The organism is Stutzerimonas chloritidismutans, assembly GCF_038562055.1.
GTDB lineage: Bacteria > Pseudomonadota > Gammaproteobacteria > Pseudomonadales > Pseudomonadaceae > Stutzerimonas > Stutzerimonas chloritidismutans_A.
Map to the genome: position 1 here is coordinate 32,438 of NZ_JBCFXD010000018.1, position 25,633 is coordinate 58,070.

The following is a 25,633-nucleotide window of genomic DNA, read 5'->3' on the forward strand; positions in this document are numbered from 1 at the left end:
CCTTTCAGACAACAACCGCTCAATAGCTGCAGTGCACCGATCCCAGCGTCTACTTCACCCGCTTGCGCGGCCAGACCAGGGTAAAGCGCGCGCCGCCCAGCTCGCTGTGCCCAACCTGCGAACGGCCGCCGTGCCAGTAGGTAATTCGCCGGACGATGGACAGGCCCAGACCATGCCCGCCAGAGGCACGGGTGCGGCTGTCATCCAGACGCAGGAAGGGGGCAAAGACCTTCTCCCACGCTTCCTCGGGCACCCCCGGCCCGTCATCATCGACCACCAGCTGCGCCCGCTCGCCATCGATGACGAAGCTGACCTGAACCCGCGTTTCGGCGTGGCGCATGGCGTTGCTGATCAGATTGCTCAAGGCGCGGCGCAGGTAATGCGGCTCGGCATCGACCACGCTGCCGCCGTCGACGGTCGGCTTACAGGGCCCGCGCTCGACCCGCACCGCTGGGCGCAATGGCGCCAGCTCACCGATGACCTGATCGACCAGCGCGCCCAGATCCACCGCCTGGAACGTCAGCTCCGGCGAACCCCGTTCGAGGCGCGTATAGACCAGCATCTCGTCCACCAGACGATCCAGGTCGTCGATATCGCCATCCATATCTTCGAGATAGCGATTGCGTGCTTGCGCTGTCTGCGCCGAGCCGGCCATCTCCAGGCCGAAACGCAACCGCGCGACCGGCGTTCGCAACTCATGGGCCACGGCGCTGACCATTTCCCGCTGCACCGCCAGCAAGCGCTGCAGATGAGTGGCCATGCCATTGAAGGCCTTGGCCAATCGCCCGACCGAATCGGTTCCGGCATCCGGCACGCGCGCTTCGAGCTGGCCGTTGGCGATGCGCGTGGCGGCGCGCTCGACGCTCCGCAGCCGACGTTCCAGCTGGCGCACCAGCAGATACACAGTCAGCCCGATCAGCGACAGACCCAGCACACCGATCAAAATCAGCAGTTCGGGCGGATAGGGATTGAGCTGACGCAGCGGCCCCAGCGACATGATCCAGGGAGTTCCGGCAATCGCGGCGAACACCCGGATGGCCTCTCCGCCGTTGACCAGCGCCATCACCGTGTCGCCTTCATCCAGCCGGCGCCGTTGATCGTCGTCGAGGCTGGCGCTGTCACGGGTCAGCAACTCCAGTGGATAGCCGAAACCACGCGCCGCCTTCAGTTCCGCCAGCCGCCGGGGTTGTTCGGCTTCCGGATAGCGGATCAGCTCGTCGATCAACAGATAGATGGTCGCGCGCGCCAGCTGTTCGCTGAGTTGCTCGACCTCGCCAGTCAGGGCCAGCCGGTCGTCGGCGCTGACCAGCGAATAGATCGTCACGCTGCCGGGGCGGATCTGCTCCACCAAGACCTGACCGCGCAGCAGTCGTGTCTCCAGCCCGCTTTCCAGCCGAATGTCTTCCAGGGTTCGCACCCGCAACGGAATACCCAGCAGCCGCCCCCAGAGGTTCGCCGCCTGACGCCGTTCGATGGGCGTCATGCTGCTCATGTTGTGCGCCATCAGGCGAAAGGTACCGGCTGCCAGCGCTTCTCGATGCTGATCGGCCCGTACCTGGTTGAGCAGATGCAGTCCACCCACGCCCAGCAGTCCAACCAGCACCAGTACGGCGAGCATGCCGCCATAGATGCGCAGGAAGATCGAATTCACTGCAGCGCTTCAGCCGCTTCGGAAACGAACAGGTAGCCCTTACCACGCACCGTCTTGATCAGGCGCGGGTGGTCGGGGTCATCACCGATCTTGGGGCGGATGCGCGAAATACGCACATCGATGGAGCGGTCCTGGCCGTCGTACTCGATACCGCGCAATTCAGAGAAGATCTGTTCGCGGGACATGATCCGCCCCGGATTGGAGGTCAGCAGCCACAGCAGGTCGAATTCCGCACCGGTCAGCTCGATGCCCTCACCGCGCAACCAGGCCTCGCGCAGCGCATTGTCGACCACCAGCGGGCCGTACTGGACGCGCTTGCCGCCTGCAGGTGCCGCCACCTCTGCCCCTTCCCGTCGCCGCAGCAAGGCGCGAATGCGGGCCAGCAGCAACCGCGGCCGCACCGGTTTGCACACATAGTCGTCGGCACCGATCTCCAGGCCCAGCACCTGATCGAGGTCGTCGGCACGCGCGGTCAGCATCAGGATCGGCCCGTCATAGCGATCACGCACCTTGCGGCAGATCGACAGTCCGTCTTCGCCGGGCAGCATCAGGTCGAGCACCACCAGATCGGGTCGCTCGTTGATGATGCGTTCGGCCGCCTGGGCGCCGTCCGCCTCAATCGAGACCTGCATGCCATTGCCTTCAAGATACTCGCGGGTCAGTTCGGCCAACCGCTGGTCATCTTCGACAATCAGGATGTTCCAAGACTCTTGATCCACCACGCGCCCTCCCGATACACCGGCCGGCATTGTAGCGCCAGGGCACCGCCAGATGGCAGCACCTCCACGACGGATCGGCCTGGATGGCCGGTCCAAGCGACGCCCTTGATGCCCGTTTCGCAGAACCACCACTGCTCCGCGCCGGCCCTATGCCAAGCAAAAAGCCATCAGTGCAGCCCGTTCCGTCAAATCACCGTCTCGCTGAGCGAAAACCGCGCTAAAACCGCCTTTGACAAAACACCACATATAGTGTTTTGCCTCAGGCGCCCCCGAGCGTCTGAAAGCCTGGATTGAGCCCGCATTTCATCCGAAGCCTTTACACCCCGGAAACGGTGCGGGCTGCGCCCTTATCGCGCACAGCTCACCCACATGTTATCCACAGGTTGTTCATTTCGGGCGCCTTGCACTGCGCCTGAACCCCCACTATCGTGTCACTCCGAGCGCCTTTTACCCCATATGCTGGGTGTCTACGGCCAAACAGACACAAACGCCGAAAAAAGCAAGCAAAATAAATTCGCTCTGATTTTTACCCGGCTCGCGCCCCCACGGGCGCCCTAGATCATCGCCACAGACCGCGATCCTGCACAGCCCAACGTTGATTTTGCTCAAGTCCAGCAGTAGCGCATGCGCCAAGCGCGTCACACTACATGTTGTGTTTTGAGGTTGTGATCTTCACAACGCCTGACTATGCTTCGGCACACACGATTAACCACCCCAGGTGCCGGATCGTTCCAGTTTTGATTCACCCATGAGCCGGTTCGCCGGGGCATGGTTCATGCAGTACGAGACACGCAAGACCCGATCAAGGCCGCCCACAAAGCAGGCCTGACACCTAACGTGCTACCGAGACAGAGAGAATCCGGAGACCCCATGCAGAACGAGTCCACTCGCGAGAACCCGCACGCCGACAACAGCACGCTGGACCTGGCCGCCACCGCCCCAGGCCAGCTGCGCGTGATCAAGCGCAACGGTACAGTCGTCCCCTATACCGATGACAAGATCACCGTCGCCATCACCAAGGCGTTTCTCGCAGTGGAAGGCAACAGCGCCTCCGCCTCATCGCGCATCCATGACACTGTCGCGCGCCTGACCGAACAGGTCACCGCCACCTTCAAGCGTCGCATGCCTTCCGGCGGCACCATTCACATCGAAGAAATCCAGGACCAGGTCGAACTGGCCCTGATGCGTTCCGGCGAGCAGAAAGTCGCCCGCGACTACGTGATCTACCGCGAATCGCGCAGCCAGGAGCGCAAGCGCGGCGCCGTAGACGCACCGGTCGAAGCCCATCCGAGCATCCGCATCAAGCGTGCCGACGGCAGCCTGTCGCCGCTGGACCTGGGCCGCCTGAACACCATCATCACCGAAGCCTGCGAAGGCCTCGAGGAAGTCGATGGCGCGCTGATCCAGAAAGAAACCCTGAAGAACCTCTACGACGGTGTCGAGCAGACCGACGTCAACACCGCCCTGGTGATGACCGCCCGTACCCTGGTCGAGCGTGAGCCGAACTACTCCTACGTCACCGCTCGCCTGCTGATGGACACCCTGCGCGCTGAAGCCCTGAGCTTCCTCGAAGTCGCCGAAGCCGCCACCCATCATGAAATGGCTGACCTCTACGCCAAGGCCCTGCCCGCCTACGTGGAAAAAGGCGTGCAGTTCGAGCTGCTCGACCCGCGCCTGAAGGAATACGACCTGGCCAAGCTGGGCGCGGCGATCAACCACGAGCAGGACCAGCAGTTCACCTACCTCGGTCTGCAGACCCTTTACGACCGCTACTTCATCCACAAGGATGGCGTGCGTTTCGAGCTGCCGCAGATCTTCTTCATGCGTGTCGCCATGGGCCTGGCCATCGAGGAAGAAAACCGCGAAGCCCGTGCCATCGAGTTCTACAACCTGCTGTCGTCCTTCGACTACATGGCCTCCACGCCGACCCTGTTCAACGCTGGCACCCTGCGTCCGCAGCTGTCCTCGTGCTACCTGACCACCGTGCCGGACGACCTGGGCGGCATCTACGATGCCATCCGCGATAACGCCCTGCTCTCCAAGTTCGCCGGCGGCCTGGGCAACGACTGGACCCCGGTGCGTGCACTGGGCGCCTACATCAAGGGCACCAACGGCAAATCCCAGGGCGTCGTGCCCTTCCTGAAAGTGGTCAACGACACCGCCGTCGCGGTCAACCAGGGCGGCAAGCGCAAGGGCGCGGTCTGCGCCTACCTGGAAACCTGGCACCTGGACATCGAGGAATTCCTCGAGCTGCGCAAGAACACCGGTGACGACCGTCGCCGGACCCACGACATGAACACCGCCAACTGGATTCCGGACCTGTTCATGAAGCGCGTCTTCGACGACGGCAAGTGGACCCTGTTCTCGCCGAGCGAAGTACCCGACCTGCACGACCTCACCGGCAAGGCCTTCGAGGAACGCTACGAGTACTACGAAGCCCTGATCGAATACGGCAAGATCAAGAACTACAAGACCCTGCAGGCCAAAGACCTGTGGCGCAAGATGCTCTCCATGCTGTTCGAAACCGGCCACCCATGGCTGACCTTCAAGGACCCGTGCAACCTGCGCAGCCCGCAGCAGCACGTCGGCGTGGTGCACAGCTCCAACCTCTGCACCGAGATCACGCTGAACACCAACAAGGACGAGATCGCCGTCTGCAACCTGGGCTCGATCAACCTGCCGCGCCACATCGTCGACGGCAAGCTCGACACTGCCAAGCTGGAGCGCACCGTGCGCACCGCCGTGCGGATGCTCGATAACGTCATCGACATCAACTACTACTCCGTGCCGCAGGCGAAGAACTCCAACTTCAAGCACCGCCCGGTGGGCCTGGGCATCATGGGCTTCCAGGACGCGCTGTATCTGCAGCACATCCCGTACGGTTCCGACGCAGCCATCGACTTCGCCGACAAATCCATGGAAGCGGTCAGCTACTTCGCCATCCAGGCTTCCTGTGACCTGGCCGACGAGCGCGGCGCCTACGAAACCTTCCAGGGTTCGCTGTGGAGCCAGGGCATCCTGCCGCTGGATTCGCAGCAGATCCTCATCGAAGCGCGTGGCCAGAAGTACATCGACGTCGACCTGACCGAGTCCCTGGACTGGGCGCCGGTCCGTGCCCGCGTCAAGAACGGCATCCGCAACTCGAACATCATGGCCATCGCGCCGACCGCGACCATCGCCAACATCACCGGCGTGTCGCAGTCCATCGAGCCGACCTACCAGAACCTGTACGTGAAATCGAACCTCTCGGGCGAATTCACCGTGATCAACCCCTACCTGGTTCGCGACCTCAAGGCGCGCGGCCTGTGGGATGCGGTCATGATCAACGACCTCAAGTACTACGACGGTTCGGTACAGCAGATCGAGCGCATCCCGCAGGAGTTGAAAGACCTCTACGCGACCGCCTTCGAAGTGGAAACCAAGTGGATCGTCGACGCCGCCAGCCGCCGCCAGAAATGGATCGACCAGGCCCAGTCGCTGAACCTCTACATCGCCGGCGCCAGCGGCAAGAAGCTGGACGTGACCTACCGCATGGCCTGGTACCGTGGCCTGAAAACCACCTACTACCTCCGTGCCCTGGCCGCGACTAGCACCGAGAAGTCCACCGTCAACACCGGCAAGCTCAACGCCGTGTCCAGCGGTGGCAACGGCGGCGCCAGCGCCGCTCCGGCCAAGGCTGCGCCCGCGCCAGAAATGGCAGCCGGCCCGGCACCGGTGCCAAAGGCGTGTGCGATTGATGAACCAGACTGCGAAGCCTGCCAATAAGGAGTTTGGCTGACGCACGAATCTGAACGGACCGCGCGTTGTTGTCCGCCAGGCCGGCCCCCATCACGTACAGCTGTACGCTCAGGGGCTCCGGCCTGGCAGACGCCTAGCGCTGCCTCGCTCAGCTTCGCGCTCACACCGAGCTGCCGCTGATAAGCGCTAGTCCGAGGCAACGCAGCTCGTAGGGTGGATGCCGCTATTTGCATCCACCATGAGCGACCACTCGGCCACCTAAATACACAACAGATTTCGTGCTTTTGCGTGCAAACCAAAAGCCCAAAACATTCCCGACCGGCCGCGCCGGTCCCCAATCAGGAAAAACCGCCATGCTGAGCTGGGACGAATTCGACGAAGAAGACACCACCACCGCCGCGCCCGCGGCAGCCCCGCAAACCGCTGCCGCCGCAAACGACGCACCGGCCAAGCTCGACAAGGACGCCGCCGGCTCCGTCGAAGAAGCCCGTGCCGTTGCTTCTGACGACTCCGCTGCCGTCGCCCGCGCCAAGAAGGCCCTGGACGACCTAGACATCCAGGAAGGCCTGGACGAACTCGAAGGCGAATCCGCCCGCGTTCACGTCGGCGACAAGCAGATGATCAACGCCCGCGCCGACCTCAACCAGCTCGTACCTTTCAAGTACGACTGGGCCTGGCAGAAGTATCTGGATGGTTGCGCCAACCACTGGATGCCGCAGGAAGTGAACATGAACGCCGACATCGCCCTGTGGAAGAGCCCGGACGGCCTCTCCGAGGACGAGCGACGCATCGTCAAGCGCAACCTCGGCTTCTTCTCCACCGCCGACAGCCTGGTCGCCAACAACCTCGTGCTGGCCGTGTACCGCCTGATCACCAACCCCGAATGCCGCCAGTACATCCTGCGCCAGGCCTTCGAAGAGGCGATCCACACCCACGCCTACCAGTACTGCATCGAATCGCTGGGCATGGATGAAGGCGAGATCTTCAACATGTACCACGAGATCCCGAGCGTCGCGAAGAAGGCCTCCTGGGGCCTCAAGTACACCCGCTCCATCTCCGACCCGACCTTCCAGACCGGCACCGTCGAGACGGATAAAGAGTTCCTGCGCAACCTCATCGCCTACTACTGCGTACTGGAAGGCATCTTCTTCTACTGCGGCTTCACCCAAATCCTTTCCATGGGCCGCCGCAACAAGATGACCGGCACCGCCGAGCAGTTCCAATACATCCTGCGCGACGAGTCCATGCACCTGAACTTCGGCATCGACGTGATCAACCAGATCAAGATCGAAAACCCACACCTGTGGGACGCCGCCATGAAAGACGAAGCGACCCAGATGATCCTCCAGGGTACGCAGCTCGAAATCGAATACGCCCGCGACACCATGCCCCGTGGCGTCCTAGGCATGAACGCCTCGATGATGGAGGACTACCTCAAGTTCATCGCCAACCGTCGCCTGACGCAGATTGGCCTTAAAGAGGAATATCCGGGTACTACCAATCCGTTCCCGTGGATGAGCGAGATCATGGATTTGAAGAAGGAGAAGAACTTCTTTGAGACGCGGGTTATTGAGTATCAGACGGGTGGGGCGCTGAGCTGGGATTGATCAAATAGACAAGCCGGCTAGATACCTAGCCGGCTTCACGGCGCCCAGCGCACAATGTTTGAGATGAGCTATATGTTAGCTTTCCTTTTTTGAAGCAATCGAACTTCAGCTGAAGGAACAATGATATAGATCACAACTGATCGAAGCCTTAGCGAATATCACGACGAGACATACCCAAGGCCGATTCTACTTACGCTAACTCCAACGCGCTGAATATAATTAAGCGCATATTCGTACCGTAGCTTCGCAATAACGCTTGCTTCCTTCTGATCACTCCTGATTTTCATATCATCGACTTCTAACCTCAGCTCTAATAAAGAGAGTTTTCCTTTCTTAATCACTCCCCCATCCTTTGCAACAAACGCACGCCAATCCACTTTTTGAACAGCAGGATTATTGGAGTCAGCTTTTGCCGACAGAAGGCCGAGAGCGAGTATTTGCCCTTCATGTTCAACATAGCAATAAGACCCGCTGTTGATATGGCGATCAGTCAGCGCGCTTAAATTTTTTTCCGGAAGAAGTCTAATTGCAGTAAAAGGCCGGAGACTGGAATCAGCGCCCTGACTAAATGCTATAGTGCTTTGCCCAGGTTGCAAATCGCAAGCAGGAGTCGCGCATACCCACCAGCTATCATCCAGCTTGAAGATGTGCCCGCTATCCAGTTGCTCAAAACCATTATTAACCGAATCACTTCCCCTTGAAGGAAGACAGCATACGTAACGATTGTACTCGCTAACAGCTCTCTGTTTTTCGGCATTATCGGAAAGGTCTACACCGTAATGAGCATGAAAGGTGAATCCAGAAGCCATATCGGTTTCGTAGATTCGCTTGCCGTAGTCGGCGACTTGTTCTTCCACTAAAAACGAAAGCATCTCAGATTGACGAGAAACATGATCTCTCAATCTATAGTGGCGAAGGACGGCCATTTGCTCATCAACGAGCCGATCGCTTCCTGGACTTTTGATCGTTTCATAGAATTTGGCAAAGGCATGCTTCTGTTTTAAAGCTGCGTCTTCAACCTCAGCCCCCATCCTGCTTATAGCGTCTCGATACTTAGCGGAAAGCAGTCTGGAAGGAGTGGGCTTCCAGTCCACAAGCGCAGCCTCAAGCTCAGCCAAAAGATTCTCAGGGCCCTTTTTTACAAAGCAAACAAAACCGCGTGAAGTACGGAGCCATTTACAACCGTCAGAAATGCGCCAATACAACCCATCCGGCGGCAGTTCCGTGAATTGACGTATGTGAATCTCCTCGAATTCACGTATTGCCCAGTAGAAGAACGTCTTCATTTGTGGCCGTGTCAGTTCCAGATTAGCCGCTAATTGGTTTAACTCAGAAAATGGACCAGCTCCCTGCATAAACTTTCCAACGGCTTTATTTAAGCCTAGATCAGGATGCCTTGCCCCGATATACGCGGCCAAATCAAGCGCTTGCGAGACATCGGACCGACTAAATTCTCCAGCATCTTCTTGGTCAGCAATGATCTGTTCTAAGTCAGCTATCTCTGTTACGAGTTTCTCATCATATTGGGACGCGCACGTACCCATCAATGAAAGAAGACATTGATGCATAGCCTCTTCAAGGTCGTCACTCGTGTGAATCACCACCAGATTGAAATGATGGTTCGCAAGTACAGAAGATAAGATTTTACGAGCGGTGTCGCCCCCTGTACCCGCTTGCGCACCTTCTAGATTGTAATCTAATACCAACAAGTCGGACTGGTGCAAATGGTCTGCGAGTTGTTTTGGAGTTTCACTGCCAGCCGTTTTGCTCGTGCTACTATCTGCGACCCCGTCGTGGATATCAATGATAAAGCCTGGCTTTCTCGAGCGAAACTCTTTAATCAAACCAATAACCTCAGCAGAGGTAGACGACTGATGCCAGCTTTTTCGTCCAGAAGCTTCTGCTATATCTACAGAAGAATTATTAGCAGATAGCCTTGAATTAAAGATCTCTTCCCAAGTCGGATACTGGTCATCAACTATCAGCACTGAGCGAAGGGGCGCAATAAAGGCTTCGCAAACCAAGCCTTTGAATGTATTAACCTCGACCAAAGTCAGCTCCTTTGAAATCAATAACGAAGTTTGCGCCACTTAACGGCCTGAACTTAAGCTCTGAGGCGTATTTAATCGAATGTCCGCCAGCCATAAGATTAACCCTGCAGAGGTAAAGCCCGATACCTCTACCACCGCTAGACTTACGCGTAAAAAACATCTTAAAAAGACTATCCTGATCGACAGGATTAATCCCGGGGCCATTGTCCGATATAATTACCTGACCCTCCTTAACCGACAAATATATTTGCGGATCAGGAGTCTGCGAGCTAACCAACCAATAAATGCTATTGTTAACTAGATTGACAAATACAGGATATAAGCGGGAAGGCTGCTCATACAGCGAGAAGGCTCTGAACCCATCCGACGCGTGTATTTTAATGTTTCGACCGCGCGCTACTGTATCAAAAAAACTGACCAAATAATCTTCAATTTCTTTGCCAGCGATTGGGCGGCGTGTTCTACTACCGGAAACTCTGAGCGGAGAAAGAAATTCAAGCTGCTGACTTATCGCTTCGAACCCCTGCACCACGAGATCCGTCCCCTCTATATCGCCCGCTTTTTCGACTATTTGCTTGATACCTTGTCTTACCATCCGCTCGTTAGCATCTAACTCATGACCCAAAATCTCAACCGTTATCCCAAGTTGAGCCACTTGATTCAAGCGATTTAGATCGTCACGCAGAACAATATTGTCTGCTGTTCCCTGCCGAGCAATAAGCTCGATATTAATATTCTCACTCATGAGTTCTAAAGCATCTAAGTACGACTGAAACGTCTCTTCATTTTCTGCGTCCAACTGGACGTGAAGAGTCTTCAAACGCTCTAATGCCTCATCCAAACCTAGTCGCCCATCGCGCACCTGCTCAACAAGCGGCATCGCCTGATAATGAAACGCTTTATTGCGGTCATTAAATAGTGAAGATACCCGGCTCGTCTCAGCTACTTGCAATGCCTCGATAGACTTACGCCAGGATCTCAAACGACTTTGCAGTTGGCTAGCATAGCTACTGAGCTGCTTCTGGACTAGGTCTTCAGGCTTCGCGGGCTTGATTCGTTCAAGCGCTACCGCTCTTATTGTCTCCATGCTACGGAGACGGTCGAGCATTTCGGAATACATTGCTCGAAAGGTACGATAGTCTTGCTCAGCTCCGCCAAGCTTTGCCGGTGCGCCAACGACCCTCAGATCTGCCAACCTGCTACTTAGCCCATCAATGAGCGTTTGGAGGTCCATAACTCCATTTTCATCCAAAACCTGGATAGACGTTACAATATCGCTAGTTTCCTCAAAAAGAGCTTCAAGCCTAGGCAGACTCTTACTAAGCCGTGAGCGGAATTTTTGTGCATTCTTCTTGCTCAGCTCCTTTCGTGCTTGTTCAGCTTTATCTTTATCATTTTGTTCTTGAATGTCAGGAAGAAGCTCCTTACGAAGGTCGGAACTACTGCCAAAATATTCATAAGCCGCTCGTCGAAGGATATTCTTCACAATTTCACGCAGCACTTTCGCAGCGCGATTATCTATAAAGCCCTCCCGACCTGCCTTGTCCCGCAGATTTGGATTCAACTCCCTTGATATCGCAATGCGGCCAAACATGCGTCTCGCGTTCCAATACTCTCGTCCTGCATTGACGCTTCTCTGCCTCTCAATTTCAAAAAAATCGTTTGCTTCACGCCCGTACGGCAACACACGCAATCCGTTACGGAATATCAGAAAGCCACTATGTTGCGCCGCAAGCTGATCAAACCGATTAAAATCCGCATCAGAAAGCGTCGAATTCTTTCTAAGTTGTTCAAATGTAGCTAAATGAATGCTAAATGGGCCAATGAAAGTTGTAGGTCCTTTTGGAATAGTCAGATCTTTCGGAGGATGGATTTCATATTCCGCGCCATATTTTCTCCATTCGCCGAACGCCTTAACTTGACCTCGAAACACTCCTTGTGCATCCACATTACCTGACAGCACGTGCTCCATGTCTTCGGTGAGCGCGCGATTTACAGCAACTCTTTTATCTTCCACGATCGCTGTCGGAACTGAGGAGGACCAAACTTTTACTTCGTAAGAAAATTCAGGATCGTAAGCATTGTATTCACTTGCATCGCTGCCGACGTAAGGGTCGGTGAACGCTGATAATGTGCTGAAGAATTCCTTTCTAATATTCCTTACATTAGAATCCAGCTCCATGGATGGGAGCTGAGCCCGAAGGTCAAAATTAATACCCGAAACAATCAGTGCCGTACCATTATCTTTTTCACCGTTCCAAACCAGCCAAGGAGCTAAGTGCCGCTGTTCGAAGCGGGCGCTGATAATGGTTGCTGCTATTTCCTTTGAAGGTTCTTTTGCTTTGGGATCAGCTTCAAGGACAGCTCGGTCATAGGTTTCCCACGCTAGTTTCAGTCGACTGGAACGCTCAGGATCTGTAGGACTACCTGTCAAGTTTGCCATTAGCCGCTGAAACAACTCTGGAACGAGGTGGAATAGTTCATTTTTGTCGGAAAAACGCGTTACAGGAACTTCGATATCGGACAGAATTAGATATGGATTCTCGAACATTCTCCAATCTAATAAAGCGCAGACAAAATCAGTGTCTTTTCTTTTACTAACCACTAGGAGGAGCGGCCCAAGATTTGCTGAGGATAACCGGCCGATTCCCTTTTGTCCTTGTTTAGTACGCCGCGGCAGCCCTTCCCGATCGTCTTCACTAGAAGTGCTTGCATCGTACTTTGAGCTTGTTCCGACCACGAGCCACCGACCGATGAATTCGTCATAGCTCATTCCGTGCCCATCGTCTAAAACAGCAGCCACCGGTTCCAAATCATCAAATATGTGTAAGCTTACATTTCTCGCATACGCATCGTATGCATTCTTCCACAACTCAGAAATTGCCGTCGGACAATCTGCAATTTGCTCACGTCCAAGATGATCGACCGTCCTGGCCTGGGTACGGAACGCAATCGTCTTAATCATGCGGGTTCACACTCTAACTTTTCGGTTTTAACGATGGCATGCGGCTCCGGTATATCGACTGCTTTATCAAATAATGATTTTTTAATGTGCTGTATTAGATATCTTCCAAGCGTAACTGGCACCGCATTACCAATTTGCCTGCCAGCCGCCATAATTCCCCCGTAAAACACAAAATCATCAGGGAACGTTTGAATTCTGGCGGCTTGTCTCAAAGTAATGCCGTGGTGCTCTGTCGGATGCACAAACCGTCCTTTTGAAGGATTAATACACGCGGTGGTCATGGTAGGTGCTGGTTCGGTGGGGTTGATCCGCCCATACACATCTTTATGGCCATTATGTGTCGCATGGCATGGAAGAATACGGCCGGAATCTTTACGGCTACCACCATTTAAAGGGGTATTACGAAAAGCGTTGACTAACTCAGGACCATGATTCATATGTATATCGTTTTCGTCGCCTTCTAAGGAAGGCTCGAACACATCAATACACGATTTCCATAATGTTCGGCCTGGTAGAGTCTTCCCCGGCGCGGCGTGCGTCGCCTGTGGGGGCCACATTATAACTTGTGCATCCTTGCTATCTCTAACTCCCAAAATGAAGACACGTTTCCTTCGCTGAGGGACACCGAAATCTCTGGCATCCAGAACAACTGGTTTGAATATATGGTATCCAGCCTCAGCGCCTTGCGCATAAAACTCGTCCAAGAATTCGCGGTGCCGCTCCCATAGAATGCCCGGCACGTTCTCCATCAAAAAAACTCTCGGACGAAGGGCTTTCACAAATCCGAAATACGCAAGTACAAGCTCGTTTCTCGGATCATTGACACCGGCGTTCAAAATTCGATGCGTCGAAAAACCCTGGCAAGGCGGGCCGCCTAAAAGAAGATCACATCTAAGATTTGGTAGATATTCGGAGCAAACTTCGTCAGGAACATAGTCCAATATGCTTTTTTCAAGGATCTTTGTAAATTTCCCACCTGCGTATTTTCGAAGATTCGCCTTATATGTTGTGACCGCATGGGGATCATTTTCGATGGCGATCGCGACCGAGCAACCCGCCTGAATAGCGGCGAGCGAAAAACCGCCAGCCCCAGCAAACAAATCGACAACGACTGGCAAATTTTGAGAATCTTTATTAACCATTTATATAATGCGCTCAGCTAATGGGAAGCCTGCCGTTTACAATACACATCTTTAAAAAGCTGAAATGGCTATTGATAGATGCTACCGTAGCCTATGTGTGAACTTCCATGATCCACATTTCTATCCACCCTAGGTGTTTAGAGTCTAACGTGTGTGCCTATTGCAAGAAAGCCCAGACCTCCCATAGCCACTGCTGGCAAATCGTGTCGTCCCTCAAATGATCGCGCCGTCGGCGGTATTCAGGCTTGCTAGGTAGCAGTTATATGAGGAAATCGGGCGAAGTAATTGGTCGCTGATATTTCGTCGCCGAGCATTTTCAGGTGCGTACGGGGCTGATCGGTCACCAATTGGTGCGTACTCAGCCTCTGACGCGCCAGCATTCAACCGGTAAACCATGGCCCGCTGAAGATTACCAGAGCAAACGGTAAAACGAGGCTATCTGCTGAAGCTGGGCGGGATGAAGGGGCGATGCTTTCTGGCCATTCTCAGAAGTGACGCGTTGAAATGACTTCGCATTTTTCCACCCTGCGCTCCGGCATCGTCGAAGCGCCAATGGTCTGGGCGGATGTGTGACTGTGCTGAGTGCAGAGGTCGAGAACGCGTGGAAAACGCTTAGCCGTTTTCCACCCTCCTCCTGCAATGTCGATGCAGTGACGGTGTGTTAGGAGCGAAGAAGGGGACAGATTTATTTTCTGACCCTGTCCTGTCCTGAATAGGGTTTACACCTTCTGATCTGCTTTTCAGGAGGATGCGATGGAAACAGCAAAAAGGCGTAGCCAGCGGGACTACACGATGACCTTTAAATTATCGGTCGTCGATCAGGTCGAAAAAGGCGAGCTGAGCTACAAAGAGGCTCAGGAGCGTTACGGGATTCAAGGCAAGACGACCGTTCTGACGTGGTTACGCAAGCACGGTCGGCAGAACTGGAATCCAGGCGCATATCTTGGCTCGCCGAGGATGGGATCCATGTCTGAGCAAAACCGCCCATTGACGCCAGAGCAGCGCATCAAAGAGCTTGAAGAGCAGCTCGCTCTGTCGAATCAGAAGGCACAGTTTTTCGAAGCTGTCGTGGATGTCTTGCAAACCGATTACGGTCTGTCTGTCGTAAAAAAGCATCCCGGCAAGTCCTCTCGCAAAAACGAGTCCAAAACCTAAGCATCAGCGGGGCTTGCCGGTTCATGGGGATAAGCCGACAGGCTTACTACAAGCGAAATCGCGCTGATATTGCTCGTCTAGCTCTGGATCAGAAAGTTGTTGATTTCGTTGCGCAAAAACGCCTGCGGCAACCCCGCATGGGGACGCGCAAGCTACATTATTTGCTGCATTGCCAACCACAGCATGCGCTGAAAGTAGGTCGAGACCGTTTGTTTTCAATTCTGCGCGAGAGACGTTTATTGGTGACCCGCAAGCGGGCGTACCACAAGACAACTGACAGCCATCATCGCTTTCGGCGGCATCCGAACCTACTCAAGTCGGGTCCTGATCAGGTGGTTCCAAGCGGCCCGGAGCAAGTCTGGGTGGCTGACATTACCTATCTGCCCACCCAAGAAGGTGTGGCTTATCTGAGCCTTGTAACCGACGCGTTTTCGCGAAAGATCGTGGGCTATCACGTCCATGAAAGCCTGCACACCGAGGCGGTAGCTCAGGCGCTGCGTCGAGCAGTAAGCCAACGTCAAACCGCTCAGCCGCTGATCCATCACTCGGACAGAGGCAGCCAGTACTGTTCGGGAATGTACCAGGCGTTGCATGCGAAACATGACATCAGGTGTTCGATGACGGAGGGCTATGACTGTTATCAAAACGCCCTGGCAGAGCGGGTCAACGGGATATTGAAGACAGAGCTTTTGCTTCAAAGACCACAGGATTTAGCACAGGCGAAGAAGATGGTGAGTGAATCGGTAGCGATCTATAACCGCGAGCGTCCGCACCTGTCTTTGAGATATCAAACGCCCGATGCGATGCACCGGGCATTTGGATGAAACAGGTGTAAACCTATTTCAGGACTAGACACCCCCTACCCGCTCATTTTCCGCTGGACGTTCACTCGGAGCTTGCATATTCGAAGCTGTGCGAATGAAACGTTAGTGATGCTGGCAGGCGGCGATTCGAATCTAACAGCCCCCTGACAGTCCCCAGCCCAAGTTCGTGAACAAGGGCTGGTTAGCCGGGGCCGTCAAACAGATAGACTGCGGCCCGGTTCAACAGCACAGGGAAGATTTCATGGGGACGGACACCCTCAAAGACGCAACCTACCCGTTCGATCAGGGCTGGGATCTGGACACCGGCTGGAAGCCTGACAGCACCGGCAGCCGCGATTCAAGTTGGCTGCCTGATCATGGCTGGGGCCGACAGGCCGAGTTGCCGAAGATCAAGCCAGGCAACGGCGGCGCCTCCTTTGCCGCCTGGGAGCAAAAGGTCGAAACCAGTCCAGCACTTTCGGACTGGCCCCCACCCGATATGCTCAAGCTTCCTGAGGCCCTTCCGCCCGGGTTCTACAGAGTTCCGCGCAGCATGTCCGGCGAGCAGGTGCTTGCCAGGCTGTTCGCCGACGCGCCGCACAAGCACCTGGTCAATCGCATCAAGGCGCTGAATCCGACCTTTGCGAAGGGCTTCAAAGCCGGTGAAATGTTTGTCCTCGGCAACCTGATCAATCCAGCCGCTTGCTCACGCGAAGAAGCTGACCTGATGGCAGCAGCAGCGAAGGTGCGCATAGCTCTGGAACCATTGAGCGAGAGCGAAGCCAATTTCATGGCTGACCATCAAGCCGAAATCGCTTTGATGGTCGGTGGCGCAAGCGCGTCGCTGGGGCTCGGCACTGACGTGCTCGGGAACGGCTTGAAGCAAATCGAGAACACGCTGCGCGATATCGAATACCTTCATCAGCGCGAGTTCGCAGCGCATGGTCATCTACGCAGCCAGCAATTCTTCACGTCCCGCCAACAGCTGTACCGCCAACTCGACAATCAGCTGAAGGCGACCTTTCTTGGCAAGCAACTGGGACTGGGCAACTACCCAACCCTGCGCCAGGATCTCGGTATTTCCACCCGTAGCGTGGTGCACCATTGGAGCAAGGGTGGTGCACCGGGCCAGATTCCCGGATACGCGACCCACATGAATGAAATTGCCAAGGCGGCGAAGTACCTCAAGAACGGCACCTACATAGGTATTGCCCTGGGCGGCACGGCCTCCGTCTTGAAAGTTCAAGAGGTTTGTCAAGCTGGCGAAACCCAGGCTTGTCAGAAGATTCGATTTACCGAGACGGGTAATTTTGCTGGGGCGCTGGGTGGTGGCTCTGTCGGCGTCTGGGTTGGAAGCGCCGCCGCACCGGCCATCTGTGCAGCAATCGGCCTGGGTTCCGCAGGTATCGGCGGGGTGATTTGTGGCTTGGTTATGGTTGGCGGCACTTCGGTTGCTGGGGGATCAATTGGTGGCGATGGTGGGGAGTGGATGGGAGAGTTTCTGTATGAGCAAACTAAACCATGACTGACTTTTGGAATTCGTGGTGGGGATTCGCTTTTATGCTGACACCCTTCGTTATTGGCTTATCTGGCGTAGCGATTGGTGTCTACATCGCCTGTAGTCGCCACTTCAACATCATGCTGTCAGCTCTTCCAAACAGTACGTGGGCTAAGCAGCAGCACATTTTGGGAACAAGGAACTTTACTTCCCGTTTCTATCTGGTCGGGTCACTAAGCGGGGCCTTATTGCTTTCTGATTTCAATATTCAAAAAGGAGTGCTTGATGCCGGTGACGTTAGCAACTTCCCCCCATCGCTGCGCCGCCTTATGACCCTATCGACCAAGCTGGCATGTGTCGGCATGGCATGGCTGTGTCTGGCGGTTGGCCTGCTAAAGCTCACTGGAAATTGATGGCGGGGCCGGCCATCCGGGCGATAGGCCAAAAGGGACCCGCCCAATAGGGCGGAACCAAGGCGTCGAATAGCTCCCTCACTTCACCTCTGACGACTTATTTTTCAAGGTGCCCCCAGTACCCCACACTGCGCCGCTTGCTTATGAATGTAATCCAAGAAAGAAAGCGGGACAGATCTATTTTCCTAGCCCTCCATTGCTGCCCGTGCCACACCGACCAGAGACGCAGCCATTAACGTCGCGAACCGCAGCACCCCGGCCATTTCTGGGCAGGCTCCGGGATAGTTCGAAGGCCATCATCGGGAAAGCGTCTGGCGCGGGCTTTTATTATGCTGAGCCTAGCCTACATGACATGCCTCTCAAGACCCGCCGAGGATTTGAGATTCAGCGCGCGGTTTGTTGCTCGTAACGAGCGGCATCGTCGTACTCAGCTTCGATGGTCTGTTGGTGCGTCTGGCACAGACGGGTGGCTGGAGCATCCTGCTCTGGCGGGGTCTATTCATCTCCCTAGCGCTAGGGGTGTTTTCGCTGTCCGCCAAAAGCCGCGCGAGCGTCAAGGCGCAACGCGCGCGGGCTCGGCGCTGCTGTTGGCATTTACTTCGATCTTCTTCGTGATGGCAGTCATACATACCACGACCGCCAATATCGTGGTCGTGCTAGCACGGCGCCGTTGCTTGCCGCACTGTTAAATTTGCTTGCAGCGTGACATGACCAGAAGCACTACTGAACGCTTGGCGAAGCAGGCGAAACCACGAATCGCCAGAATCGTGACTATCCTTTGGTCTCGACAGTCGCCGCCTCGTCAATCCGGGCCGCAGCAGTAAGAGGCAACCCGAGGGATAGGAAGCGCGCATGGACAGCTGTGATCATCAGTGGAGGTAAAGCATGGCCGATAGCAGTGAAAGCCCGGCGGCAGGCGGGAACCTGATTGATACCGACTACCAGATTGGTCAAGACAATTTGGTCACGACCATCGGCCCCATAGAGGTCGACATCCATAACCCTGTTTTCGCTATCTCAGGGCTGATGACGATTGTATTCGTCATCTTCACGCTGGCGTTCCCGGAATTCGCGACCAGCATATTCACCGCCGCGATGAGCTGGGTAACGGTCCGCTTCGACTGGCTTTTCATCCTGGCCTCCAACGTCTTTCTGGTATTCGCCGTCGCTATTGCGCTCTCGCCCTATGGCAAGGTCAGGCTCGGTGGGCCTGATTCGAAACCGGACTTTTCGCTGTTGGCATGGCTCTGCATGCTGTTTGCGGCGGGAATGGGCATCGGGCTGCTGTTCTGGAGCGTCGGTGAGCCGATGACGCACTTTGTAAGCTCCGTCGCGCCGGATGCCGGGAGCCCTGACAGCTGGGCACCGCTCGGGGGGTTGCCCGGTGATGTCGAGGGTTCAGCCAGGCTCGGGCTGGCCGCCACGCTTTATCACTGGGGGCTCCAGGCGTGGGCGATCTATGCTGTCGTCGGGCTAGCGCTGGCGCTCTTTGCCTTCAACAAAGGCCTGCCGCTGGCGATTAGGTCCACGTTCTATCCCATCTTCAAAGAGCGGGTATGGGGCTGGGTCGGCCATACCATCGACATACTGGCGGTGCTTGCGACCCTGTTCGGGCTTGCGACCTCGCTTGGGCTTGGCGCCGAACAAATCAATGCTGGGCTGTTCTTCCTTTACGGCGTACCTGTGTCTGCCACGACAAAGATTGTGTTGATCACGCTGATTACGGGCATCGCGACCGTTTCTGTCCTGCGTGGGCTCGAAGGGGGCGTCAAGAAGGCTTCTGAGATCAATATGATCATGGCGTTCGTACTGCTGATCGCCGTGTGCGTATTTGGCCCAACTGGCGCTATCGTGGAGCGGGTCGCGGACTCGGTGGTCAGCTATTTCGCCTATCTGCCGGCGCTGTCGCAGCCCTTCGGCCGTGAAGACGAGAACTACGCACAAGGCTGGTCCTCGTTCTACTGGGCATGGTGGGTATCGTGGTCGCCCTTCGTGGGGATGTTCATTGCCCGGGTCAGCCGCGGCCGTACGGTGCGCGAGTTCATGATTTGCGTGCTGATCGTCCCGTCAGCCGTCTGCATTCTCTGGATGTCGATCTTTTCCGGCGTCGCGTTCGACCAGTACATCAATGACGGCTATCGCGCCGTGGCGGATGCGGCGCTGGAGGTCAAACTGTTCGCCATGTTCGACGTGATGCCATTCACTCAGGCGATGTCCCTGTTGGGCATCGTTCTGGTGGCGGTGTTCTTCATCACCTCATCGGACAGCGGCTCGCTGGTCATCGACACCATCACATCCGGAGGCAAGGACGACGGCCCCATCCCTCAGCGCGTGTTCTGGTGCATTTTCGAAGGCCTTGTTGCCATCGCCCTGCTGTTGGGCGGCGGTCTCAAGGCCTTGCAGTCCATGGTGGTGACAACCGGCTTCCCATTCACCTTAGTGCTGCTGCTGATGTGCGTCAGCATTGTCATCGGCCTGCGGAGCGAGCTCAGGGTACCGCGCCCAACGGTTGTGAAGGCGCGATAACACCGCGCCGCGTCTTCCTCCACCTCGTTGCCCGTCAGCGAGGTGGAAGGTGGGCAACTAGCACGTAGCCTGGAAGATACGCGTGGAAAAGGCTTCGCCGTATTCCACCCTACGGTCGAGCCTCGGGTAGCGTGGCTCGGCTTTGCCGGTATCAGCGCCCAACCTCACACAACCCACCCGGCACCTTCATCACCCACTCCCTCACCGCAAGAACGGTTGGATCATCCCGGCGGCTCTCCGGATAAACCAGATGAAACGGCTTGCCCGCTATCTCCGGCCCAAACGGCTGCATCAACCGCCCTGCCCTCACTTCATCCTCAACCAACTGCCGACTCATCAGCGCCACGCCTTGGGCACCGATGGCGGCGGAGATGGCGTGGGTTTCGTCGGAGAAGACCAGCCCGGCGCTGACATCCAGCCCCGGCACCTTGGCGAGCTTCTGCCATGCCGCCCAGTGAATCGGAGCGGAGCTAGCGCCGCGCGCGTGGAAGTGGATCAGCGGGTGGTTGGGCAGGTCGGCGGGATCACGCAGGCCGAGCAATGGGCTGCAGACCGGGACGAATGTGTTGTCGATCAGTTTCTCGGCCACCAGCCCGGGCCAGCGACCGTCGCCGTAGCGGATGGCCATATCCGCCGTGATGCCGTCCAGCGCCACGGGCTCGTGTGAGGTATGGAAACGCAGGTCGATATCCGGATGGGATTCGCGCAGCAGGCAGACCCAGGGCACCAGCCAGCGCACGGCGATGGCCGGTGTGGTGCTGAGGGTGATCGCCTGTCGGCAGGGCCCGGCGCTGAGGCGGTCGACCGTGGCGCTGATGCTGTCGAACGCGGTCTCCAGCGTCTGTTGCAGTTCGCGCCCTTGGGCGGTGAGTTCCAGCTGCCTGGGTTTGCGCAGGAACAGCGCCACGCCGAGGGCTTCTTCCAAAGAGCGAACCTGGTGGCTGATGGCCGTGGCGGTGACGTTCAACTCCTCGGCCGCCTGCTTGGCGCTCTCATGGCGGGCAGCCGCTTCGAAGGCACGCAAGGCGGAAAGCGAAGGTAACCAGCGATGCGCCATGGCTGAGTATTCCTCATCTGTAACTGGAAGAAATGGTCGTTTGTCGCCCACAAAGGCTCAACCTAGTCTGGGTCTACCGCGAATGACAGATGAATTCAGTCACACAGGAGACCCACCATGACACACCTTCTGCACCTCGACGCCAGCGCCCGCCCCGGTTTTGCCGGCACGGATGAGCACGGTTCCCACAGCCGTCATCTCAGCCACCGCTTCGTCAGCCAATGGCGCGCCCATCGCTCGCAGGACCGCGTGACCTACCGGGACATCGGCCAGAACCCGCCCTCTTTCATCAGCCATGACTGGATCGCCTCCTCCTTCACGTCTGAAGATCGTCGTGAAGCATGGATGAAGAAGACATTGGCCGAGAGCGACCGGCTTGTCGAGGAGCTGATCGCGGCGGATGTGCTGATCATCGGGACGCCGTTTTACAACTTCGGCATGCCCGCCGCGCTCAAGGCGTGGGTCGACCAGATCATACGTCCCGGGCGAACCATTGCGCTGGACGAGACCAAGCTACCCGATCCGTACGTCCCGCTGCTGGCGGACCGCCCACGGCATGCGGTGATCCTCACTGCACGGGGCGGCATTGGCTTCGGCCCCGGTGGCGAGATGGCGCACATGAACCACCTGGAGCCGAACCTTGTGACGGTGCTCAATTTCATTGGCATCACCCGCATCCATCAGATCGCGATTGAAGGACAGGAAACCGGGGGCGAGGTGCTGGCGGCCTCGGTTGAGCAGGCGCACCGTGAAGTGGATGCTCTGGTAGCCGATCTGCAAACGGAATTTCCCCTCGCGCCTGCGGGCCAGAGCCAGCCAAGGCTGATGGCCTGAGGTCCGGGGCGGCTGTAGCGACGCATCACGACCTGCGAAGTCGCGAACTGGCGTGCCACGGGACGCTTCTGGACAGGTGCCTGGCGAACGGCAGAGTCATCATGTCCGCAGCGTCCGGTCGCGGCTTAAGTGAAGCGGCGCACGGACAACGTCAGGCGCCCGCCAGCCCTAACCGGAGGACCCAGGATTGAACGATTCAGCGCGCGGCCTGCTTCTGGTCACCAGCGGCATCGTGATCCTGAGCTTCGATGGCCTGTTGGTGCGCCTCGCGCAGGCTGATGGCTGGAGCATCGTGTTCTGGCGCGGCGTGTTGATGTTTTTGGCGCTGGGAGCGTTCTCGTTGACCGCCATTCGCCGAGCCAGCCTCAGGGCGCAACCGGTGGTTTGCGGCATTTCGGCATTGCTACTGGCGCTGATTTCGATTTTTTTCGTACTGGCGGTTCTTCATACCACGGTTGCCAATGTGGTGGTCGTGCTCAGCACGGCGCCCCTGTTCGCCGCGCTGTTCACACGTTTTTTCCTGGGCGAGGCGGTGGCGTTGCATACCTGGCTGGCCATCGGGGTGACGGCGTTGGGGATCGTGGTGGTGTTCGCCGGGGGCTTCAATCCGACCGACCTGGCCGGCAACGGTTATGCGCTGCTGTCCTCGGCAGCGGTGGGCGCCAACCTCACCCTGCTACGCCGCCACCCAGCTATTCAACGGATGCCGCTTATCGCGCTTGGCGGCCTGGCGGCTGCGCTGATCGCCTGGCCCAACGCTCAACCGTTCGACCTGAATGCGAAGAGCTACTGGGCCTTGGCGGTCATGGGGGTGGTCCAGATGCCACTGGCCACGCTGCTGATCAATAACGCCACCCGATACCTGCCCTCTGCCGAAGTCGCACTGTTTTATTTACTGGAAAGCGTGCTGGGATCGTTGTGGGCCTGGCATTTCCTGAATGAGAAACCGGCGAGCGCAACGCTGTATGGCGGCGCGCTGGTCATCGCAACACTGACGGTTCACGCCGCACTGAGCCTGCGGCGGCGCCCCACACCGCATGGCCCACCCTGTCTGGTGGCGGACAAGTGAACAGGAAGCAACACGCTATGTGCGACGGGAGTCCTGTTTAGACGGTTGTCGCCCATCGCTCGAGAGCAACAGTGGCGAACGAAGCCTTCACAGACCGACATCGCCCCGGAAGAACAGCCCGGCGCGTCGGCTCACTACGGCTGACGCGCATCGAAACACCCGGTAGCCCTGTACTCCGCATTCCTGCGCTATCGAGCGCATTGGTCGGAAAATTTCGGGGGCCACCTCAAGGCTTGACAGACCCGTGCCGATAACGTCTTGCCGGCCGCGACTCGCCAGCGATCGATTCGATAAGGAATCGGGCGTGCGCGGCCGCGAAGCGCACCGGATTGCGCAAGGGCCTTCCCGAAGAACGAAACGCAGGTCGGCGTGGACGTCTTGATGAACTGGCCAGAGGCCGTCGAACGATGAAAATCAAACACAAACTGATAGCAAGTTTTCTGGTCGCGACGCTTGTTCCTGTTCTTGTCGTGGCCCTGTTCACCATCCGTAACGTAACCGAGGAGGCCAAGGTCCAGTTTCAGGAAAGCAGCAGCCTGGACGTCCAACTGGTAAACAACACCTTTGTGACCCTATTCGATTCGGTCAACCATACCGTATCGGCCATGGCCGATTTTGCCGCCGTCAGGGACACTGACGCTGGCGAGCTGACCACCTACTTCGGGTCGCCCCGTAAGCCTGGCGCCACCGCCACAGACAACGGGGGCCGCGAGAAACAGATCTTCGATTATTTCTCCGGGATCGGTAACAACAACCCGAACTTTGCCTACGTCTACATGGGCGATGTCCAGGGTGGCTATGTGGAGTGGCCGGGCACCGCAGACTACGGCGACTGGGATCCACGTGGGCGCCCCTGGTTCACCCTGGGCAAGGACGCCGATTTCCAACTGACGCGTCTGGATGGTTATTACTGGGAACCGGACGACGCTGTTTACGTCTCGGTGATCAAAGCCTTCAAGGACCAGGCCGGCAAATTCGCCGGGGTCGTGGCGACAGACGTCTCGCTCAAGGCGTTGACCGACATGGTTCAGAAAACCCGTTTCGGTGAAACCGGATTTTTCATGCTGGTGGAGAACAGCGGCACATTGCTGGTCGACGGCCATCATCCCGAGAACAACTTCAAAAAGCTAAGCGAGCTGCCGGGGGACTACGCCGCGAGCATCGCGAGTACCGAGAACGGCCTGATTAAAGTCACCATCGATGGTGTCGACTACCTGGCCAACGTCTTTACGTCACCAACCCTGGGCTGGAAGTTCATCGGCTTCATGCAGGTCGACGAAATCCTGGCAGGCGCGCACCGGCTGGCCTGGTTAACGCTGGCGGTGTGCGCGGTGCTGGTAGTGCTGTTCGGTATTGCCGGGATGATATTCGCCAACCGCATCGTCACCCCGATCAACCTGGTCAAGGACGGGCTGCGTACGATCGCTCAAGGCGAAGGGGACCTGACCTACCGCCTCCCTGTACTGGCCCGCGACGAAACCGGCGAACTGGCCAAGTGGTTCAACCAGTTCATCGAGTCGACGCAGGCGATGATCACCGTCATCAAGGACAACGCCGTCAGCATCGACAGCGTCTCGAGCCAGACTAACGAGCGCACCACCGCCATGTCGGACAGTTTGCAGCGCCAGTCGAGTGCGGTGGAGCAGATCGTCACCGCCGTCACCGAAATGGCCTCGGCGGCCAACGAGGTGGCGCACAACTGCGTCAGGACGGCGGAAGTCTCCACGCAGGGTCTGGACGCGACGCGCAATGGCAAGGAGGTGATCGCCCGCAGTACCGCAGGGGTGAACGATCTTGGCGCCAGCATTCTGGGTTCGAGCAAGGTAATCCGAGAGCTCGAACGCGAAACGGTGAGCATCAACACCATCCTGTCGAGCATCCAGCAGATCGCCGAACAGACCAACCTGCTGGCGCTCAATGCGGCCATCGAAGCGGCGCGCGCCGGCGAACAGGGACGCGGCTTCGCCGTGGTGGCCGATGAGGTGCGCAATCTGGCCAGGCGCACACAGGACTCTACCGGTGAGATCAACAAGATTCTCAACCTGCTGGTCAGCCGCATCAGCGAGGTGACAGCGAGCATGGATCGCAGCCTGTCCGAATCGAGCAAAGCCATCGAGCTGTCCGGTGAGGTCATGGGGGCGTTCGAAGAGATCGAGAATGCCGTCGAGATGATCCGTGACATGACCACGCAGGTCGCCACGGCTACCGAGGAACAGCACCTGGTCACCGAGGACATCAACCAGAACGTGGTGGCCATCAGCGACGCGGTTGCCCAGGTGTCGAGCCAGGCCGCGGAAGTCGAAAGCTACTCCCAGGAACAGCGGCAACTCAGCAGCGCACTCCGGCAGCTGGTCGGGCGCTTCCGCACGCAGTAACGTTTGACGCGGGCCCCCCCGCGCGGGGGG

At 57.1% G+C, this 25,633-nt stretch carries 15 protein-coding genes; 9 read left to right on the forward strand and 6 right to left on the reverse strand.

Going from position 1 to position 25,633, the window contains the following annotated elements; genetic code table 11:
• Nucleotides 1-49: 49 nt before the first annotated feature.
• Both AAGW23_RS19950 and AAGW23_RS19955 read right to left on the reverse strand, forming a co-directional pair.
• Nucleotides 50-1,651, reverse strand: a complete 1,602-nt coding sequence (locus AAGW23_RS19950; RefSeq protein ID WP_342408022.1) for an ATP-binding protein — start codon at nucleotides 1,649-1,651, stop codon at nucleotides 50-52.
• Nucleotides 1,648-2,370 carry a winged helix-turn-helix domain-containing protein gene (locus AAGW23_RS19955; protein WP_342408023.1) on the reverse strand — a complete coding sequence of 241 codons (723 nt, stop codon included), beginning with the start codon at nucleotides 2,368-2,370 and terminating at the stop codon, nucleotides 1,648-1,650. Before AAGW23_RS19955 ends, AAGW23_RS19950 begins: the two co-directional genes overlap by 4 nt.
• Nucleotides 2,371-3,240: 870 nt before the next feature.
• On the opposite strand from AAGW23_RS19955, the gene AAGW23_RS19960 reads away from it, so the two are divergent.
• Together AAGW23_RS19960 and AAGW23_RS19965 are read left to right on the forward strand one after the other, a co-directional pair.
• Nucleotides 3,241-6,135, forward strand: a complete 2,895-nt coding sequence (locus tag AAGW23_RS19960) for a ribonucleoside-diphosphate reductase subunit alpha (RefSeq protein WP_342408024.1) — start codon at nucleotides 3,241-3,243, stop codon at nucleotides 6,133-6,135.
• A gap of 326 nt (nucleotides 6,136-6,461) precedes the next feature.
• Nucleotides 6,462-7,715, forward strand: coding sequence for a ribonucleotide-diphosphate reductase subunit beta (locus tag AAGW23_RS19965; RefSeq protein WP_342408025.1), 1,254 nt, complete (start codon nucleotides 6,462-6,464; stop codon nucleotides 7,713-7,715).
• A 158-nt stretch (nucleotides 7,716-7,873) separates the two neighbouring features.
• Here AAGW23_RS19965 and AAGW23_RS19970 read toward each other — a convergent pair whose 3' ends face one another.
• The 3 genes from AAGW23_RS19970 to AAGW23_RS19980 are packed head-to-tail and all read right to left on the reverse strand — an operon-like array spanning nucleotide 7,874 to nucleotide 13,873.
• Nucleotides 7,874-9,766, reverse strand: coding sequence for a response regulator receiver domain (locus tag AAGW23_RS19970; RefSeq protein WP_342408026.1), 1,893 nt, complete (start codon nucleotides 9,764-9,766; stop codon nucleotides 7,874-7,876).
• Nucleotides 9,753-12,731, reverse strand: a complete 2,979-nt coding sequence (locus AAGW23_RS19975) for an ATP-binding protein (protein ID WP_342408027.1) — start codon at nucleotides 12,729-12,731, stop codon at nucleotides 9,753-9,755. The genes AAGW23_RS19970 and AAGW23_RS19975 overlap by 14 nt, the downstream gene beginning before the upstream one ends.
• Nucleotides 12,728-13,873: a DNA cytosine methyltransferase gene (locus AAGW23_RS19980; RefSeq protein ID WP_342408028.1), complete on the reverse strand. Its 1,146-nt coding sequence runs from the start codon at nucleotides 13,871-13,873 to the stop codon at nucleotides 12,728-12,730. The genes AAGW23_RS19975 and AAGW23_RS19980 overlap by 4 nt, the downstream gene beginning before the upstream one ends.
• A gap of 753 nt (nucleotides 13,874-14,626) precedes the next feature.
• On the opposite strand from AAGW23_RS19980, the gene AAGW23_RS19985 reads away from it, so the two are divergent.
• The 4 genes from AAGW23_RS19985 (at nucleotide 14,627) to AAGW23_RS20000 (ending at nucleotide 20,268) form a co-directional block, all read left to right on the forward strand.
• A protein-coding gene (locus AAGW23_RS19985) for an IS3 family transposase (protein WP_342408029.1) occupies nucleotides 14,627-15,852 on the forward strand; the annotation gives its coding sequence in 2 pieces (ribosomal slippage) (nucleotides 14,627-14,978 and nucleotides 14,978-15,852; 1,227 coding nt in all).
• 241 nt (nucleotides 15,853-16,093) lie between these two features.
• Nucleotides 16,094-17,356: a hypothetical protein gene (locus tag AAGW23_RS19990; protein ID WP_342408030.1), complete on the forward strand. Its 1,263-nt coding sequence runs from the start codon at nucleotides 16,094-16,096 to the stop codon at nucleotides 17,354-17,356.
• The gene (locus AAGW23_RS19995; RefSeq protein WP_342408031.1) at nucleotides 17,353-17,742 is read left to right on the forward strand and encodes a hypothetical protein; all 390 of its coding nucleotides are present in this window, start codon (nucleotides 17,353-17,355) and stop codon (nucleotides 17,740-17,742) included. Before AAGW23_RS19990 ends, AAGW23_RS19995 begins: the two co-directional genes overlap by 4 nt.
• 885 nt (nucleotides 17,743-18,627) lie before the next feature.
• The gene (locus tag AAGW23_RS20000) at nucleotides 18,628-20,268 is read left to right on the forward strand and encodes a BCCT family transporter (RefSeq protein ID WP_342408032.1); all 1,641 of its coding nucleotides are present in this window, start codon (nucleotides 18,628-18,630) and stop codon (nucleotides 20,266-20,268) included.
• Nucleotides 20,269-20,419: 151 nt separating this feature from the next.
• Here the strand turns inward: AAGW23_RS20000 and AAGW23_RS20005 are convergent, their stop codons facing one another.
• Nucleotides 20,420-21,325, reverse strand: a complete 906-nt coding sequence (locus tag AAGW23_RS20005) for a LysR substrate-binding domain-containing protein (RefSeq protein ID WP_342408033.1) — start codon at nucleotides 21,323-21,325, stop codon at nucleotides 20,420-20,422.
• Between the two features lie 117 nt (nucleotides 21,326-21,442).
• Between AAGW23_RS20005 and AAGW23_RS20010 the strand changes: the two genes are divergently transcribed.
• The 3 genes from AAGW23_RS20010 to AAGW23_RS20020 all read left to right on the forward strand — a co-directional run bounded on the left by AAGW23_RS20010 (nucleotide 21,443) and on the right by AAGW23_RS20020 (nucleotide 25,603).
• Nucleotides 21,443-22,159 (forward strand): FMN-dependent NADH-azoreductase, encoded by a 717-nt coding sequence (locus AAGW23_RS20010; protein WP_342408034.1) that lies wholly within the window; start codon nucleotides 21,443-21,445, stop codon nucleotides 22,157-22,159.
• 187 nt (nucleotides 22,160-22,346) lie between these two features.
• A complete protein-coding gene (locus AAGW23_RS20015) occupies nucleotides 22,347-23,228 on the forward strand; it encodes a DMT family transporter (RefSeq protein ID WP_342408035.1) in 882 nt (293 codons plus the stop codon).
• Nucleotides 23,229-23,635: 407 nt separating this feature from the next.
• Nucleotides 23,636-25,603: a methyl-accepting chemotaxis protein gene (locus AAGW23_RS20020; RefSeq protein WP_342408036.1), complete on the forward strand. Its 1,968-nt coding sequence runs from the start codon at nucleotides 23,636-23,638 to the stop codon at nucleotides 25,601-25,603.
• The last annotated feature ends 30 nt before the right edge of the window (nucleotides 25,604-25,633 follow it).